Annotated in this window: 11 protein-coding genes; 8 read left to right on the forward strand and 3 right to left on the reverse strand. The window is 63.8% G+C overall.

All coding sequences use genetic code 11. The features are described from left to right. Positions 1-436 precede the first annotated feature (436 nt). Complete coding sequence (locus tag B058_RS17840) at positions 437-598, reverse strand: hypothetical protein (RefSeq protein WP_018507998.1); 162 nt, start codon at positions 596-598, stop codon at positions 437-439. 30 nt (positions 599-628) lie between these two features. Further along, the gene (locus B058_RS0108240) at positions 629-1,129 is read right to left on the reverse strand and encodes a hypothetical protein (RefSeq protein WP_018507999.1); all 501 of its coding nucleotides are present in this window, start codon (positions 1,127-1,129) and stop codon (positions 629-631) included. 373 nt (positions 1,130-1,502) lie between these two features. On the opposite strand from B058_RS0108240, the gene pgm reads away from it, so the two are divergent. From pgm to B058_RS0108280, 8 genes are all read left to right on the forward strand, one after another. Then, positions 1,503-3,158 carry a phosphoglucomutase (alpha-D-glucose-1,6-bisphosphate-dependent) gene (gene pgm / locus B058_RS0108245; protein WP_018508000.1) on the forward strand — a complete coding sequence of 552 codons (1,656 nt, stop codon included), beginning with the start codon at positions 1,503-1,505 and terminating at the stop codon, positions 3,156-3,158. A gap of 140 nt (positions 3,159-3,298) precedes the next feature. Then, positions 3,299-4,780, forward strand: a complete 1,482-nt coding sequence (locus B058_RS0108250) for an efflux transporter outer membrane subunit (RefSeq protein ID WP_051082072.1) — start codon at positions 3,299-3,301, stop codon at positions 4,778-4,780. A 55-nt stretch (positions 4,781-4,835) separates the two neighbouring features. Beyond that, positions 4,836-5,978: an efflux RND transporter periplasmic adaptor subunit gene (locus B058_RS0108255; protein ID WP_018508002.1), complete on the forward strand. Its 1,143-nt coding sequence runs from the start codon at positions 4,836-4,838 to the stop codon at positions 5,976-5,978. A gap of 11 nt (positions 5,979-5,989) precedes the next feature. Then, a complete protein-coding gene (locus B058_RS0108260) occupies positions 5,990-9,073 on the forward strand; it encodes an efflux RND transporter permease subunit (protein WP_018508003.1) in 3,084 nt (1,027 codons plus the stop codon). A gap of 45 nt (positions 9,074-9,118) precedes the next feature. Then, complete coding sequence (glgP, locus tag B058_RS0108265) at positions 9,119-11,665, forward strand: alpha-glucan family phosphorylase (protein WP_018508004.1); 2,547 nt, start codon at positions 9,119-9,121, stop codon at positions 11,663-11,665. A 12-nt stretch (positions 11,666-11,677) separates the two neighbouring features. Further along, positions 11,678-13,822, forward strand: coding sequence for a glycogen debranching protein GlgX (glgX, locus tag B058_RS0108270; RefSeq protein ID WP_018508005.1), 2,145 nt, complete (start codon positions 11,678-11,680; stop codon positions 13,820-13,822). 27 nt (positions 13,823-13,849) lie between these two features. After that, positions 13,850-15,049 carry an acetate/propionate family kinase gene (locus tag B058_RS0108275; protein WP_018508006.1) on the forward strand — a complete coding sequence of 400 codons (1,200 nt, stop codon included), beginning with the start codon at positions 13,850-13,852 and terminating at the stop codon, positions 15,047-15,049. A 12-nt stretch (positions 15,050-15,061) separates the two neighbouring features. Beyond that, complete coding sequence (locus tag B058_RS0108280; RefSeq protein WP_018508007.1) at positions 15,062-17,440, forward strand: phosphoketolase family protein; 2,379 nt, start codon at positions 15,062-15,064, stop codon at positions 17,438-17,440. 91 nt (positions 17,441-17,531) lie between these two features. On the opposite strand, the gene B058_RS0108285 is transcribed toward B058_RS0108280, so the two are convergent. Continuing rightward, complete coding sequence (locus B058_RS0108285) at positions 17,532-18,677, reverse strand: metallophosphoesterase (protein WP_157265695.1); 1,146 nt, start codon at positions 18,675-18,677, stop codon at positions 17,532-17,534. Positions 18,678-18,800: the final 123 nt, after the last annotated feature.

The following is an 18,800-nucleotide window of genomic DNA, read 5'->3' on the forward strand; positions in this document are numbered from 1 at the left end:
GAATGTCCCAGCGCCGTACGCAGGGTAAAGAGGACAACAACCCGGTATCCACGATGGGGGCTCATGGCCGAATTGTAGCCGGATAAATATGCCGTCAACACATCAGTGGATGATCCGGACGAGCGGAATTTTCGATCAAGATCGGATGGTGCGATAGCCGGGGCCGAGTTCGAGCAGTCGGGTTCCCGACGACGGGATTTTACCGTTTGACGGAATATGAAGGCCTTCCTGTCGAACAGGCAAGGTATTGATTTTTAGGCAGAGGAGGTGGCCTGTGTACCTGGCCAGTCCGTCTGGGCATTGGGAGGATCGATCGGTTCATCATGGCCAGCGCGGGACAAAGCGTATGCGATACCGCAACGGGACGAAACTCGGCCAAAGCAGTCAGGATACCGTCATCGCCGTTCGCGATACGAAGGCGGGATTTTTCGGCCGACTAGGCCTTGCGCTCCATGGCGATTCCTGCCAACTCGATGCCGATGCCCACTGCAAGGGCGAGCAGCCCTTCCCATATTTCGGGCGCCAGGGCCATCAGCAGACCACCCAATATCACCAGGGATATCGCCACTACACGCCGGACGCCCCGGTTTTTCAGCATGCGGGTGTCTCCCGGATGCCGGGTGGGCCGCTACTCATAGCGCAGGAAATCCTCGGCGAGCGTATCGGCACCGGATTGTTCGATCAGCGCTTCGATCTCCGACAGCAAGGTCTCGCCTTCATCGTCTTCCAGCGTGCCGTCGCCCACCAGCCGGGCGCCCAAACCGGCCAGGATGGCATCGCGGACGGCCGCCAGCGTAGGCGGGTTTTCGCGGTTCTCGTCGTTCACGACCGCCTCGATCGCGCGCGAGAGCGGCTCACTGGCGCTGGCCTGAATGAAATCCACGGCAAGTGCGGTCGCCCCGAATTCCTCGATCAGGGTATCCAGTTCGTCGAGCAGCGATTCGCTCACGTCGATGCGATGCAGCTGTTCGGCTTCCTTGAAGTCGGCGGGCAGCAGGTCGGCCAGGAAGCGGCGTACGGCCTTGAGCGTCACCGGCTGTTCGCATTCCGGGTTATTGACCCGGCTGTTGAGCAACGCCGACAGGGAAGGGCTGACGCGGCTGGCGATATCGATGGAATTGCGTGTCATGGCGTGTCCTGTCCTCTCCGGATGCAGATGGATCACGAATGGGTGATCGCGCTGCCTATATCGATATATAGCAGATGGTTTGGCCTGTCTCGCACCATGCGACGAATCGCTTCGATGTACCGAAAAATCCGGGCCCCTGAACTTTGGATGACGGGGCGCTGTCTTCAATGGCAGTGAAGCACGGGTGTGCCGGCCAATCCGAATGGGGGAGGCAGCGAGGCATGGCACAATGGGATGGCCGGTTTTCGGCATGTCCCCCGGGGACGCTGCGACAATGCGGGCTGGCCGGCCGGTTCCTGAACGGGATGGCCGCGCGGCTCGAGCGCGCCCAGGAAAGCCTGGACGATTTCATGCGTCGTACAAGAGGTAAGCAATGGAAACAAGCCCACTTGCAGGGAAGCCCGCCCAGCCTGCCATTCTGGTCAACGTGCCCAGACTCGTCACGGCTTATTACAGCAACCGGCCCGACCCTGCGGTGCCTGCGCAACGGGTCGCATTCGGTACCTCGGGGCATCGCGGTTCCGCATTCGAGAACAGTTTCAACGAATGGCATGTGCTGGCCATCAGCCAGGCCATTTGCGATTACCGCATGCAGCAGAGCATCGATGGCCCGCTGTTTCTGGGCATCGACACGCATGCGCTGTCGGAACCGGCATTTGCCAGTGCGCTCGAAGTGCTGGCGGCCAATGGCGTGGAAGTCATGCTCGCGGACAAGGACGACTACACGCCCACTCCGGTGATCTCCCACGCGATCCTCACCTACAACCGCGGCCGCGACAAAGGATTGGCGGACGGGATCGTCATCACGCCTTCACACAACCCGCCCGACAGCGGCGGCTTCAAGTACAACCCGCCCAACGGCGGGCCGGCGGACAAGGATGTCACGGGATGGATGGAAGCCCGTGCCAATGCGCTGCTGGAAAGCGGCCTCAAGGGTGTGAAACGAATCCCGCTCGAGCAGGCCCGCCGCGCGGCGACCACGCATCGACATGATTTTGTCACGGCCTATGTCGGCGATCTTGGCAGCGTGCTCGACATGGAGGCGATTCGCGGCGCGGGTATCAGCCTGGGCGTGGATCCGCTGGGTGGGGCCGGTGTGCATTACTGGGGCCCGATCGCCGAGCGCTATGGATTGAATCTCGCGATCGTGAACGATACTGTCGATCCGACCTTCCGTTTCATGACAGTCGACTGGGATGGCCGCATACGGATGGATCCATCCTCGCCCTATGCCATGCAGAGCCTGATCGGCCTGAAGGATCGCTTCGACATTGCCTTTGCCTGCGACACCGATCATGACCGGCACGGAATCGTCACCCGTAACGCGGGTCTGCTGCCGCCCAATCATTATCTTTCGGTGGCCATTCATTACCTGTTCCAGCACCGGCCGCACTGGCGCAGGGAGGCGGCAGTCGGCAAGACCGTCGTCAGCAGCCAGATGATCGATCGCGTCGCCGCGAAGCTCGGCCGCACGCTGGTCGAAGTGCCGGTCGGTTTCAAATGGTTTGTGGATGGCCTGTACGACGGCTCGCTGGGCTTCGGCGGAGAGGAGAGTGCGGGCGCCTCGTTCGTCCGGCAGGATGGCAGCGTCTGGACCACGGACAAGGACGGCATGGTGCCGGCCTTGCTGTCGGCGGAGATCACCGCCCGCATGGGGCGCGACCCCGGCGAACTCTATCGCGAACTGACGCGCGAGTTCGGCGAGCCGGTCTACGACCGCATCGAGGCGCCGGCGACAGCGGAGCAGAAACAGAAGCTCGCCCAACTCTCGCCCCGGCAGGTCCGGTCTGCCGAACTGGCCGGCGAGCCCATCCAGACCATCCTCACCCAGGCGCCGGGCAACGGTGCATCGATCGGCGGCCTCAAGGTGATTGCCGAGAACGGGTGGTTCGCGGCGCGCCCCTCCGGTACCGAGGACATCTACAAGATCTATGCGGAAAGTTTCCGCGGCATGGATCATCTGCACCGTATCCAGGTCGAGGCCCAGGCCATCGTCAGCGATGCATTGGCCGCCGCTTCGCAACAATGAAGGAACCCCTGGCCTGGGTGTAGATTGAACCAAATCCTGCGCGCACCGCTCCATCAGCCATTCCTGGCAGCGTCCTTCATCGAGAGATGATGAAGGCGTCGCGGTCCAGGCTGGCCAAGCCAATCAACCGGGTACGATCGATGCCGTCTTTCAACCTGTTGCCGCAGCGCTATGTCGGGTGGCTGGCCCTTACCGCGATGGTGGCGGGCTGTGCTGCGGTGGGCCCCGATTTCAAGACGCCGGATGCCCCCGCGGTCGCCCGCTACACGCGAGAGGCGCCGCCACAACGTGTCGTGATGGGCGAGGCCGTGGCGCCCGAGTGGTGGACGGCCTTCGGCTCGCCCCGACTCGACGATCTGGTGAAGCAGGCGCTGCATGACAGCTTCACCCTGGCCGCTGCCGAGGCCACGCTGCGCCAAGCCCGGCAACTCCATGCGGCGCAGGCCGGCTCCACCCTGTATCCGACCGTCAACGCCAGACTCGGCGCCAGCCGTAACCAGGCCAACGCGGCCGGCCGCGGCGAGAGCGGAAACCAGCAGACGCTCTACAGCCTGTACAACGCCGGGGTTGTCATCAACTACAACCTCGACCTGTTCGGCGGCAACCGCCGTGCGCTCGAAGCGCTCGCGGCGCAGGCCGACTATCAGGCCTACCAACTGGCAGGCGCGCGCCTGGTCCTGGCGGGCAACATCGTGACCACGGTCTTCGGACAGGCCCAGCTGGGCGAGCAGATCGCGGCCACCGAAGCCATCCTGCAGGCCCAGCAAGACCAACTCGACATCGCCCGCAAGCGCTTCGAACTGGGCGCTACCGCCAGGACGGATGTGCTGGCCCTGCAAACCCAGGTGGAACAGACCCGCGCCAGCCTGCCGCCCCTGCGCAACAAGCTGGAGCAGGCCGACCATCTGCTGGCCGTGCTGACAGCCCGTGCGCCGGGCGCGGCCGACATTCCGCGTTTCACCCTGGCCGATTTCACCCTGCCCGAGCGCCTGCCGGTGGTGGTGCCGTCGGATCTGGTGCGCGAGCGGCCCGACATCCAGGCGTCCACCGCCTTGCTGCATGCGGCCACGGCCCAGTACGGCGTGGCTGTGGCCAATCTCTATCCGCAAATCGATCTCAGCGCCAGCCTGGGCACGCAAGCCTTGACCACCGGCGCGCTGTTCGGTCCCGGATCGATGATCTGGACGCTGGCCGGGCAACTCGCCCAGCCGCTGTTCAACGCCGGTCTGAAAGCCGGTGCGAACGCCGCCGAAGCCAGTTTACAGGCGGCGGGCGCCAACTATCAGCAGACCGTGCTGGAGGCGTTGCGCAATGTGGCCGATACCTTGCGCCAATTGGACAACGATGCCCAGGCCCTGCAGGCGCAGGCTGCAGCCGACACCTCGGCGCAGGCGTCGCTCGATCTGGTACGGCAGCAATACCGCCTGGGGGCGGCGAGTTACCTGCAGCTCCTCACGGCCCAGCAGCAGGCGCAACAGACCCGCATCGGCCTGATCGCCGCACAGGCCGCCCGTCTGGCCGACAGCGCGGCCTTGTACCAGGCCATGGGGGGCGGGGTGCTTGACACGCCAAAGGCGGCAGCAGCGGCGACTCCTGCTGTGACCTCTGCCACGATCCCTTGACGGCCGCTACCTGCAAATCGATTCCTCTCAGGCAAACCGCACAACGGAGTATGCGATGACCCAAGGTACAACCAAGCGCATGATCATCATGCTCATTCTCGCCGGCGTGATCGTGGGCGGCGTGGTGGCGTTCCAGAGTTTCAAGAACACCATGATCGGCAAGGCGATCAAGGGCCAGGCCAACCCGCCGCAGACGGTTTCGACGACGGTCGCGCAGACGAGCACCTGGCAACCGACCGTCGAGGCATTGGGCAGTTTCAGCGCGAGCCAGCAGGCGGCCTTGAGTGCCGAAGTCAGTGGGCAGGTCACGGCCATTCATTTCGATTCGGGCCAGAGGGTACGTACCGGCCAGCCTCTGGTTGAACTCAACCGTGAGCCACTGATGGCCCAACTGGCCCAATTCGAAGCCCAGGCGGCACTGGCCGCGACCACGCTCAAGCGCGACGAGGCGCAGCTTGCAGTGCAGGCCATCAGCCAGTCGGTGGTGGATACCGACAAGGCCACACTCAAGAGCGCACAAGCCCAGGTGGCGGCACAAAAAGCGTTGATCGCGCAGAAGACGATCAGCGCGCCGTTCTCCGGCCAGCTCGGTATCCGCCAGGTGAACCTGGGCCAGTATCTGGGGCCGGGCGCGACTGTGGTCACGCTGCAGAAGCTCGACCCGATGGAAGTCGATTTCACCGTGCCGCAAAGCCAGATCGATCTGGTCCGCGTGGGCATGAAGGCCCAGGTCGAGACCAGCGCGGTGCCGGGCCAGGCCTTCAATGGCACCGTGACCGCGATCGAGCCGCAGATCGATACCGCCACGCGCAATCTCAAGGTGCGCGCCCGCGTGCCCAATCCCCGCAATACCTTGCTGCCGGGTGCGTTCGCCACAGTGCGCATCGGCCAGGGCCAGCCTGCGCAATACGTCACCCTGCCCAACGCCGCCATCACCTACAACCCCTATGGCGCCACCGTGTTCATCGTGACGGATCATGGCAAGGGCGCGAACGGCAAGTCCGGGCTGACGGCGGAGCAGCGCTTCATCTCGACCGGGCCGACGCGCGGCGACCAGGTCGCCATCCTCAAGGGCCTGAAGGCGGGCGAAACCGTGGTGACCGCCGGTCAGCTGAAGCTGCGCAACGGCTCTCCTGTCATGGTGAACAACAGCGTCCAGCCTTCGAACAATCCGAATCCGAACGTGCCCACCCCCTGAAGGCCGCCGCGATGAACACGAAATTCACGGATATCTTCATCAGGCGCCCGGTGCTGGCCACCGTGGTCAGCTTGGTGATCCTGGTGCTCGGGCTGCGTTCGATCGGCTTGCTGCCGGTGCTGCAGTATCCCTACACGCAAAACGCCGTGGTCACGGTCACCACGGTCTATCCGGGGGCCGACGCCAACCTGGTGGCGAGCTTCATCGCCACGCCGCTGGAAAACGCCATCGCCCAGGCCAACGGCATCGACTACATGACGTCGAGCAGCGTGCAGGGAATGAGCACCATCACCGTCAACCTGCGGCTGAACTATGCGCCCGACAAGGCGCTCACCGAGATTACCGCCAAGGTCAACTCGGTGCTCAACCAGCTGCCGCCGCAATCCCAGACGCCTGTCCTGTCGGTGAGCATCGGCCAGACCATCGACGCGATGTACATCGGATTCAACAGCGACGTGCTCAAGCCCAACCAGATCACCGACTACATCAACCGCGCGGTGCAGCCCAGGCTGCAGGCCGTGGACGGCGTACAGACCGCCGAGATACTGGGCGCGAAGAACTTCGCCCTGCGCGCCTGGCTCGACCCGCAGAAACTCGCCGCCCACGGCCTGACGGCATCCGACGTGTATTCGGCCCTGGCCGCCAACAACTACCTCTCTTCCACGGGCAATGCCAAGGGCCAGATGGTGCAGGTCAACCTGGCGGCCAATACCAACCTGAACTCGCTCGACGGGTTCAAGAACCTGATCGTGAAGACGGTCGACGGACAGGTCGTCCGGCTGACGGACGTGGCCAATGTCTCCCTGGGCGCCGACGATTACGACACTGCGGTCGCCTTCGACGGCAAGTCGTCGGTGTTCGTCGGCATCCAGGTCGCGCCGGGCGCCAATCTGCTCGACGTCATCGCCCGCGTGCGCAAGGTCATGCCCGACATCCAGTCGCAACTGCCGACCGGGCTGCAGGGCGGCATCATCTACGACTCGACCAAGTTCGTGGATTCCTCGATCAACGAAGTGATCAAGACGCTGGTGGAGGCCGTGCTCATCGTCACGGCGGTCGTATTCATCTTCCTCGGCTCGCTGCGCTCGGTGATCATCCCGCTGGTCGCCATCCCTCTGTCCATCGTGGGGACGTTCACCGTGATGCTGGCGCTGGGCTATTCCATCAACCTGCTCACGCTGCTGGCGATCGTGCTGGCCATCGGCCTGGTGGTCGACGACGCCATCATCGTCGTGGAAAACGTCAGCCGCCATCTCGAGAACGGCATGTCGCGGATGGACGCAGCCTTGCGTGCCGCGCGCGAGCTGGCCAATCCCATCATCGCGATGACCATCGTGCTGGTGGCGGTCTACGTCCCCATCGGCTTCATGGGCGGGCTGACGGGCGCGTTGTTCACCGAGTTCGCCTTCACCCTGGTGGGGACGGTTGTCATGTCGGCGGTGATTGCGCTGACCTTGTCGCCGATGATGTGCTCGCGCCTGCTGAAAGCGCCCAATCCGCAGAGCCGCAACTGGCAGGACCGGCTGGTGCTGTTCCTCGACCGCAGCTTCGAGCGCCTGCACGCACGCTACGAGCGGCTGCTTCAAGGCTCGCTCAATCACCTGCCGGTCACGGCAGTGATGTCGGCCATCATCCTCGGCTCCATCTTTTATCTGTATTCGACCTCGATGTCGGAGCTGGCGCCGCAGGAAGACCAGGGCGTGCTGATCAGCATCGCCTTCAACAATCCCACGGCCACCATCGATCAGCGGCAGCTCTACGCCAGCCAGATCTACGACGTGTTCAAGGGCTTCCCGGAAACCGACCATGTCTTCCAGGTCAATTCGCCCGCCCAGGTCATCGGCGGCATGGTGCTCAAACCCTGGGATGCGCGTACCCAGACCGCCACGGATTTGCAGCCTGCATTGCAGAAGAAACTGAGCCAGATCGCCGGCTCGCAGATCGCGGTGTTTCAGCCGCCGCCCCTGCCGGGCGCCCGTGGCGTGCCGATCCAGTTCGTCATCACCACCTCGGAGTCGTTCGACAAGCTCTACGCGGTATCGCAGCAGTTTCTGCAGGAGGCGCAGAAGACCGGGCAATTCATTTTCCTGCAGTCCGACCTGCGTCTCGACCTGCCGCAGACCCGCATCGAGATCGACCGCAACATGGCCGCGCAGCTGGGCCTGAACATGCAGGACATCGGCTCGGCGCTGTCGGCCATGCTGGGCGGCGGCTACGTGAATTTCTTCGAACTGGACGGGCGCGCCTACAAGGTCATCCCCCAGGTCGACCAGCGCTACCGCCTGAATCCGGATCAGCTCATGCACTACTACCTGCGTACCGCAAGCGGCAGCATGGTGCCGCTGTCCACCGTGGTGCATTTCAACACCGTGGTGCAGCCCGAAACGATCAGCCATTTCCAGCAGGCCAACTCGGCCACCATCCAGGGCGTGGCTCTGCCCTTCGTGGCCCAGGGGCAGGCGCTGGACAGCTTGAAACGGCTGGCCCTGCGCACGCTGCCCGCCGGCTACACCTTCGACTACGCCGGCCCTTCCCGCCAGTTCGTCCAGGAGTCGGGCGGCCTGGTGCTGACCTTCTTCTTCGCCCTGGTGATCATCTTCCTGGCGCTGGCCGCACAGTTCGAGAGCTTCCGCGATCCCATCATCATCCTGGTGTCGGTCCCCATGGCCATCTCGGGCGCGCTCCTGTTCATCAACCTCGGCATCGGCCATGCCACGCTGAACATCTACACTGAAGTGGGTCTGGTCACCCTGATCGGCCTGATCTCCAAGCATGGCATCCTGATCGTGGAGTTCGCCAACAACCTGCAGCGTGAAGGGCAGAACAAGCTCGACGCCATCAAGCATGCCGCGGGCCTGCGCCTGCGGCCGATCCTGATGACTACCGCGGCCATGGTGTTCGGCGTGATGCCCTTGATCACTGCCAGCGGCGCGGGTGCGGTGAGCCGCTTCAACATGGGCCTGGTCATTGCGACCGGGCTGGCGATCGGCACGCTGTTCACCCTGTTCGTGGTACCGGCCATGTACATGATGCTGGGCGCCGATCATGGCGGCGCCGCGAAACGAGCTGAAGAACAGGCGTCTCCTGTTGTATAGGGCGAGAAGACATGGCGAGGCGATATCGATTGATAAGGAGCGAGCATGAATGACCCCACCCCATCCGGCCATCCGAAGGAATTTCTGCTTCCCACGGATATCGAGGGGTTCGACTCCCTGGCCGAACTGGCCCTGGATATGCGTTCGTCGTGGAACCACGCCACCGACTCTGTCTGGAGAAAGCTGGATCCCGAGCTCTGGGCGCTGACGCGGAATCCCTGGGTTGTGTTGCAGACGGTGTCGCGCGAGAAATTGCAGGGCGTGCTGGCCGATCCCACTTTCCGCAAGAATCTTGACGAGCTCGTGCAGACGCGACGGAATGCCGGCGAGGCGCCGGCGTGGTTTCAGCAGACTCACCCGCACGCGCAACTCAACTGTGTCGCCTACTTCAGCATGGAATACATGTTGAGCGAAGCTTTGCCCATTTATTCGGGCGGGCTCGGCAACGTGGCGGGTGATCAACTCAAGGCGGCCAGCGATCTGGGCATTCCGGTCATCGGCGTGGGGCTGCTCTACCAGCAAGGCTATTTTCGCCAGGAGATCGACAAGGACGGCATGCAGCAGGCCCGGTTTCCCTACAACGATCCCGGACAACTGCCCATCACGCCCCTGCGCAAACCGGATGGAGAGTGGCTACGGCTGGAGATCGCGCTACCCGGATACTCGGTCTGGCTGCGGGCCTGGCAGGTCCAGGTCGGCCGCGTGAGGCTTTACCTGCTCGACAGCAACGACGCCGCGAACTATCCCGCGCATCGCGGCATCACGAGCGAGCTATACGGCGGCGGCCCCGAGTTGCGGCTCAAGCAGGAAATGCTGTTGGGGATCGGCGGCTGGCGGCTGCTCCAGGCGCTCGGCATCCAGCCGGAAATCTGTCATCAGAACGAAGGGCATGCGGCCTTTGCCGTACTGGAACGCGCCTGCAGCTTCATGCAGGCGAACGGGCAGCCATTCGAAGTCGCGCTCGCCGTCACCCGCGCAGGAAATCTCTTCACCACCCACACGGCGGTCGCAGCCGGATTCGACCGTTTCGCGCCGGCCCTGATCGAGCAATATCTCGGTGGATACGCCGAGCAGAAGCTCGGCATCGCGCGCCATGATTTGCTGGCCCTCGGCCGGCAGAACCCGAACGACGCGTCGGAACCTTTCAACATGGCGTACCTGGCGATTCGCGGAAGTGGCGCAGTGAACGGCGTCAGCAGCCTGCACGGCCGGGTGAGCCGACATCTGTTCGCGCCGCTCTTTCCGCGCTGGCCCGTGGACGAAGTGCCCGTCGGCCACGTGACCAACGGCGTCCATATGCCGACCTGGGACTCGGCCGCGGCCGACATGCTGTGGACGGAAGCCTGCGGCAAGGCTCGCTGGCTGGATGGATCGGGCACCCTGGAGCAGGACATGCGCTGCGTGTCCGACGCCAGGCTCTGGGAATTCCGCACGGCCGCCAGCGCGTCCCTGGTCGACTACGCGCGCGAACGCCTGTCCCGGCAGCTTACGGCATCCGGCGCGCTGCCCGAAGCCATCGCCGAGGCGAAACACCTGTTCGACTGCAATACCCTGACGCTGGGTTTTGCCCGCCGTTTCGCCAGCTACAAACGGCCGAACCTGCTGCTCCACGATCCGGAACGCCTGCTGCGCCTGCTGGCCAATCCGCAACGCCCGGTGCAACTCATCATCGCCGGCAAGGCCCATCCCGCCGACCTGACGGGACAGGCCCTGATCCAGCAATGGATCCATTTCATCCGCCGCCCGGCAGCACGCCCGCACGTGATCTTCCTCAGCGACTACGACATGCATCTGACCGAGCACCTGGTACAGGGCGTGGACGTCTGGCTCAACACACCGCGCCGCCCCTGGGAAGCGTGCGGAACGAGCGGCATGAAGGTGCTGGTCAATGGCGGCATCAATCTGTCGGAACTGGACGGCTGGTGGGCCGAAGCCTACACGCCGGAAGTGGGATGGGCGCTGGGGGATGGACGGGAACATGATGACGACCCGGCCTGGGACGCAGCCGAAGCCGAAGCACTCTACGACCTGCTCGAGCGCGAAGTGATCCCCGAATTCTACACGCGCGACGAGCAGGGCATTCCTGGCGCCTGGGTGGCGCGGATGCGGGAAAGCATGGCGCAATTGACGCCGCGCTACTCCGCCAACCGCGCGGTACGCGAATACACCGAGCAACATTATCTCCCGGCCGCCTCGGCCTATCTCGCCCGCGCCGCCGGACAGGGCGCGCTCGGTGCGCAGCTGGTGAAAATGCGGCACACGCTGGAGCAGGATTGGGCGGCCCTGCGGTTCGGCGAAGTGAAACTGGACAGTGCGGACGGACAACACGTGTTCGAGATCCAGCTGTATCTCGACGACGTCGATCCCGATGCGGTTCGGGTCGAACTGTATGCCAACGGGATGGACGGTGCGCCCTCCGAGCGGGTGGCGATGCAGCGGGTGCGGCAACTGGTGGGGGCGGCCAACGGCTATGCGTATCATGCCGCGGTCCCGGCAACCCGCCCGGCGACAGACTACACGGCGCGCCTCATTCCGTACCACGACCGCCTGGCGGTGCCGCTGGAAGATGCGCATATCCTCTGGCAACGTTGAGGCCATACGATCGTGAGCGATTCCGAACGCCCGCTGCACGACTATGCCACCGAGGTGTCCGAGCGCACCGACATACGGCGGGGCGTGCCTTTGCCCCTGGGCGCCCACGAATCCGAAGGGGGCGTGAACTTCGCCCTGTTCAGCCGTCATGCCAGCCGTGTTCGGCTGGAGCTGTTCGATCGGGCGCATGACACCGCGCCGGCCCGGGCCATCGACCTGGATCCGGCACGCAACCGCACCGGCGACGTCTGGCATGTCTGGGTGCAGGGGATACGGACGGGCCAGTTGTATGCCTACCGGGTGGATGGTCCATACCGGCCCTGGGAAGGCCACCGTTTCAATGTCAACAAGCTGCTTCTGGACCCCTTTGCGACGGCGATCACCGGGCATCCTCACTGGGACTTCGGGTCGGCGCGCGGATATGACTCGGCGTCCTCCGAACCGGACCGGACGCGCTCCCCGCTGGACGATGCCGGCGCCATGCCGAAATGCGTGTTCATCCACGAGCCGTTCCACTGGCAGGACGACCTGCCGCCCAGACATCCCTGGTCGAAGACCGTGATCTACGAAATGCATATCCGGGGATTCACTGTCCATCCCAGTGCCGGCGTCGCGCATCCCGGCACCTACCGCGGCTTGATGGAAAAGATCCCTTATCTGAAGGAGCTGGGCGTGACGGCGGTGGAGTTGATGCCGGTGCACGAATTCAACGAATGGCAGCTTCCGGTCAGCAATCCGCAAACGGGCGCGCCGCTCAGAAACTACTGGGGCTACGATCCCGTGGCTTTCCTGGCGCCGAAGGCCGCCTACAGCAGTGCGGGCGGCCAGGGCCAGCAGACGCTGGAATTCAAGGAGATGGTGAGGGCGCTGCATCAGGCCGGGATCGAAGTGATCCTGGATGTCGTCTTCAACCACACGGCGGAAGGCAACGAGCTGGGGCCGACCTTGAGTTTTCGCGGGATCGACAACGCGATCTTCTACATGCTGACGCCGGACCTGCGCCATTACAGGAACTACGCGGGCACCGGCAACACCATCAACGCCAATCATCCCGTGGTGCGGGATCACATCCTGGGAGCCTTGCGCCACTGGGTGGTGGAGATGCACGTGGACGGGTTCCGCTTCGACCTGGCGTCGATTCTCGGCCGTGACGGCATGGGCAGACTGCTGGCCAGCGCGCCGCTGCTCGAACGGATCGCCGAGGATCCGATCCTGCGCGACGTGAAGCTCATCGCCGAGGCGTGGGACGCCGCCGGCGCCTATGAAGTGGGCAGTTTTTCCGAACGACGCTGGGCAGAATGGAATGGCCGCTACCGGGACGACGTCCGGCGCTTCTGGCGCGGCGATGACGGGATGCGCGGCCTGTTCGCCAGCCGCCTCTGCGGCAGCGCCGACATCTATGCCCAGTCGGGCAAGGGTCCCGAGGCCAGCATCAATTTCATCACCTGCCACGACGGCTTCACCCTGAACGACTTGGTGAGCTATCGCGCCAAGCACAACGCGGCGAACGGCGAGGACAACCAGGACGGGACCGATGCCAACTTCAGCGACCCTTGCGGCATCGAAGGCGAGTCGACGGATCCTGCGATCGAGGCGATGCGCAGCCGCCAGATCAGGAACTTCCTGCTGACGCTGTTGATCTCGCGCGGCGTGCCGATGCTGCTGGGCGGGGATGAGTTTCGTCGCACCCAGAGCGGCAACAACAATGCCTGGTGCCAGGACAACGAGACGAGCTGGGTTGACTGGCACCTGCTCGAACGGAACCGGGAGCTCCACCGTTTTGTGAACGAGATGCTCGCCTTTCGCCGAGCGCATCCGGTCTTGAGCCGGGAACAGTTCTATACGGAAGCGGAGATCCAGTGGTTCGGTCCGGACGGCAAGGTGCCCGACTGGTTCGAGCCGTCGGCCAAACAGCTGGCTTGCCGGATACATGAAGACGCGCATGACAGCCTGTTCCTCATGTTCAACGCCGGCAGCGAGCATGTCGATTTTCGCGTGCCCACGGCGCCGGATAATCGGCACTGGCATCGGGTGGTGGATACGCATCGTCCGGCGCCCGAGGATATCGCTTCGCTGGGCATGGCACCGCGTCTGGATGCGCTCGGGACCTATCGGGTCGAGCCACGCGCCGGTGTCATCCTCGCGACGCGAGGATGACACCCTCCCACCCGGGGAATTCGAACTATGCTGACACCTGAAAAAGCCTTCGTCCTCTCGGTCAATGGTGGTTCGTCCAGCATCAAATTCGCCTTGTTCGACACGGGAACGTCGCTGCATCGGGTTCTGCAGGGCAGGGTCGAGCGGATTGGCATGCCGGCCGCCACGTTTACGGTGCAGGGGACGGATCGTGCCGATGCCTTTTCGCGTTCCGTGTCCGCGCCGGATCATACGGCGGCGGTCGGCGTGTTGATGGATTGGATCGAGGAACGGATCGCAGGCGGGGCGCTGTCCGCCATCGGTCACCGCGTGGTGCATGGCGGGCCCGCGTACTGGGAAGCGCAGCGGATCACGCCGGCGATGATCGAAACCCTGCATCAGTTGAGCCCGTTCGACCCCGAGCATCTGCCTGAAGAGATTCTTCTGACCGAGGCTTTCCATCGCCGTTTTCCGGACGTTCCGCAGATCGCCTGCTTCGATACCGCCTTCCACCATGACCTGCCGCGCGTGGCCCGCCTGCTGCCGATCCCGCGGCGCTACGATGCGCAGGGTGTCCGGCGCTACGGCTTTCACGGCCTCTCCTGCGCCTACCTCATGGAAGAACTTGCGCGGCTGGAGGGCGCTCAATCGGCGCAGGGACGAGTGATCCTGGCCCATCTCGGCAATGGTGCGAGCGTGACGGCCGTGCGTGAAGGAAAAAGCATCGACACGAGCATGAGCTTCACGCCGACGGCGGGTCTGCCGATGAGTACCCGCAGTGGTGACCTGGACCCCGGGCTGGCTTGGTATCTGGCGCGTACCGAGGACATGACGGCGAAGCAATTCCACCATATGGTCAACCATGAATCGGGATTGCTCGGCGTATCGGAGACCAGCGCCGACATGCAGGACCTGCTCGCGCGCGAAGCGGACGATGTCCGCGCGGCGGAGGCGGTGGCGCTGTTCTGCTATCAGGCGAAGAAGCAGATCGGCGCCCATGCCGCCGCGCTGGGCGGCCTCGACATGCTGGTCTTCGCCGGCGGCATCGGCGAAAACGCGCCGGCCGTTCGCGCGCGCATAGGCGAGGGACTCGGCTTCCTCGGCATCGAGCTGGATGCGACGCGCAACGCAGCGCACGCGGATGTGGTTTCCACGGACGCCAGCCGGGCACGGGTTCGCGTCATCCGGACCGACGAAGAGCGGATGATTGCCCGATCGGCCTGCCGCGTCCTCGACCTTGATGCATAAGAAGGAGCCAACATGAATGACACGTCGGACACCCTTTCGCCGGATCTGCTGCACAGGATGGATGCCTATTGGCGTGCGGCGAACTATCTCGCGGTCGGCCAGATCTATCTCTACGACAACCCGCTGCTGAGACGGCCGCTGGCGATGGGCGACGTGAAGCGCATGCTGCTGGGACACTGGGGCACGACGCCGGGCCAGAACTTCATCTACACGCACCTGAACCGGATCATCAAGAAGTACGACCTCGACATGATCTATGTGTCCGGCCCCGGGCACGGCGGCCCGGCCCTCGTGGGCAATACCTATCTCGAGGGCACGTACAGCGAGATCTACCCCGACATCAGCCAGGACGAAGCCGGCCTTCAACGGCTCTTCCGGCAATTCTCGTTTCCCGGCGGCATCCCCAGCCACGTCTCGCCGGAATGCCCGGGCTCGATCCACGAAGGCGGCGAACTGGGCTATTCGCTCAGCCATTCCTTCGGGGCGGTGTTCGACAATCCCGATCTTGTCGTCGCCTGCGTCGTCGGGGACGGCGAGGCGGAGACGGGGCCACTGGCCACCGCATGGCATTCGAACAAGTTCCTCGACCCGATCACCGATGGCGCCGTCCTGCCCATCCTGCATCTCAATGGCTACAAGATCGCCAACCCCACTATTTTCGCCCGCATCGAGCCGGAGGAACTGGAACAGTTCTTCCGTGGCTGCGGCTGGACGCCCTATTACGTCGAGGGGGATGAACCGGCACGGATGCACGAGGCCATGGCGACGACGCTCGACATCGCGATGGAGGAGATCCGACGCATCCAGCACGATGCGCGCGTCAACGGCAACACCATGCGCCCGCGCTGGCCGATGATCGTGCTCAAATCGCCCAAAGGCTGGACAGGGCCGAAGATGGTCGACGGGCTGAAAAACGAGGACACCTTCCGTGCGCATCAGGTGCCGATCGCGGTAGATGCCGAGCATCCCGGGCACCTCAGGCTGCTGGAAGACTGGCTGAGAAGCTATCGTCCGGAAGAACTCTTCGATGCGCGGGGACGGCTGAAGCCCGAACTGGCCGAACTGGCGCCAACGGGCGAGCGGCGCATGGGGGCGAATCCCCATGCCAACGGCGGCATGCTGCTGCGCGACCTGGCGATGCCGGACTTCCGGGACTACGCGGTGAACGTGCCATCTCCCGGAGCGGTGACGGCGGCCGACACGCACGAACTCGGCGTCTTCCTGCGCGACGTCATCAAGCTCAACCAGACGCAGCGCAATTTCCGCATCTTCGGCCCCGACGAAACGCTGTCCAACCGGCTGAACGCCGTCTTCGAAGTCACCAGCCGGCAATGGGACGCCCGCACGCAGGCCAACGACGAATTCCTAACCCACGAGGGCCGGGTCATGGAGATGTTGAGCGAGCATCAGTGCCAGGGCTGGCTGGAGGGATACCTGCTCACGGGCCGACACGGGATGTTCAACAGCTACGAATCGTTCATCCATATCGTCGACTCGATGTTCAACCAGCATGCCAAGTGGCTGAAGGTCACGGCAGGCCTGCCGTGGCGGCGGAAAATCGCGTCGCTGAACTACCTGCTTGCGTCCCATGTCTGGCAGCAGATGCACAATGGTTTCACCCACCAGGATCCGGGTTTCATCGACCATGTTGTCAACAAGAAAGCCGCCATCGTGCGTGTCTATCTGCCGCCGGATGCCAACTGCCTGCTCTCGGTCTCGGACCATTGCCTGCGCAGCCGTCATTACGTCAATGTCGTGATTGCAGGCAAGTACCAGGCGCCACAGTGGCTGACTATGGACGCGGCCGTCAAGCATTGCACCCAGGGCGTCGGCATCTGGCAATGGGCCAGCAACGATCAGGCCGTTGCGCCCGACGTGGTGATGGCCTGCTGCGGCGACGTGCCTACGCTGGAAACGCTGGCCGCCGTCTCCATCCTGCGCGAGCATCTGCCCGAGCTGAAAATCCGGGTGGTGAACGTCGTCGACCTCATGAAGCTGCAGCCGCAGGCCGAGCATCCGCATGGCCTGAGCGACACGGATTTCGACGAGTTGTTCACCCGCGACAAGCCGGTGATCTTCGCTTTCCACGGCTACCCGTGGCTGATCCACCGGCTCACCTACCGCCGTACCAATCACGCCAACTTCCACGTCCGTGGCTACAAGGAAGAAGGCACTATCACCACGCCTTTCGACATGACGGTGCTGAACGACCTGGATCGCTTCCACCTCGTGATGGATGCCATCGATCGCCTGCCACAGACTGGCGACAAGGGTGTCTACCTGAAGCAGCAGCTCAAGGACAAGCTGATCGGGCACAAGCAGTACATCGACAGGTACGGCGAGGACATGCCGGAAATTCGGGAGTGGAAGTGGAACGTCCCGCAACCATGAACTTCGGGGTCGAACCGGGCGGCGAGGTTCGAGGCTGGCAGCTATCCCTGCGCAACGCAACGACGGTCGCGCACGGATAGACCGGGCCGGCTTACGGTGCCGGCGGCAACGTCTGGACCATGCGCTTCCAGCTGAATGGTCCGAAGCTGTTCGCGCTGGCGCGGCCATCGCTGTCGCCCGGCTTGACCATGAGCTTGACCCATTCCATCGGGGCGACGCTGCCATGCACCACGATGCGGTGGAAGTTCTTCACGTCGTAGCCGTTGGGATGGCTGTCATAGGCGTCATCGCTGCAGGCCGTTTCCAGGGCGCCACTCTCGGCGGCGCAGGGCGCACCCTTGACCAGCGGGTTGTCCGAACGATAGCCGTGGGAGTCGCCGTTCAAAAGCAGAACCGGCTTGCCGAATGCGGTCGTGTGCAGCGCGATGCTGTCGATGAACTGCCGGTAGTTGGCGATGTGCAGGTCCTTCAGATCATGCCCGTCGAGATCCCACATGTCGGCCTGGATCTGGATCACCACGGCCCGGGCGTGATTCGTCCTGGCGGTGGCGAAGGCCTTGTCGAGCCAGCGCAGGTCGGCGCTGGTGCGCTTGAGGATCTCGTCGGTCTGCGCTTGCGTGCGGTCGAGGCCGAACCAGTTGTCTTCATCGTTGTTCGAGCCGCCCGGAACGTTCAGGGTCACGAACACGACACCGGACTGCTCCCACATCACATTCTCGACGTATTCGGCGTCAGTCGGATAGTTCGCATCGTAGGCCTGGGCCTGCGAGAGCAGCGGCTTGTCGACGGCGATGGCATTGCCGGGCGTGGCAAAGAAGATGTCGCGGACGTATCCCAGGTTTGCGAGCGGGTCGAGACCGCCTTCCTTGCTCTTGTGGCAGTCGGTCCATTCGTTGTCGCCGGGGGTGTACACCACGGGCGACTGGAAGGCGGTCCAGAGATCGTAGATCGACTGGTCGTAGGCCTGGGAGCAGGTTTGCTTGCCGGAATGAATGTCGCCGACGTTGAGAACCAGCGAAACATCGCGATCGTCATTGATCGTCTTGATGAACGCCGGGGTGGCATCGAACTGGGCCGTGTCGGCATCCTTGGTGCCGTAAGGCGAGTCGCCGAATACTGCAATGGCGAGCGTGCCACGTGCATCATGGGATGCCTTGTCGTGGAACGAATGGGCCTGGGCTGTGGTGGCTCCAAACACGCTGGCGCTCAGCATCAGGGGAAGAATGAGTTTTCGCACGGTTTGATTCTCCGGTGGTCATGAGGAGGGCGACGTCCCGTTCATCACAACGACTGGATTTGAAAGACGCCGGGTCGGCAATCGAAATTGCTGCCCGGATTGTTGGATTCACAGATGACATCG

This window comes from Thiobacillus thioparus DSM 505, assembly GCF_000373385.1.
Taxonomy (GTDB): Bacteria; Pseudomonadota; Gammaproteobacteria; order Burkholderiales; family Thiobacillaceae; genus Thiobacillus; species Thiobacillus thioparus.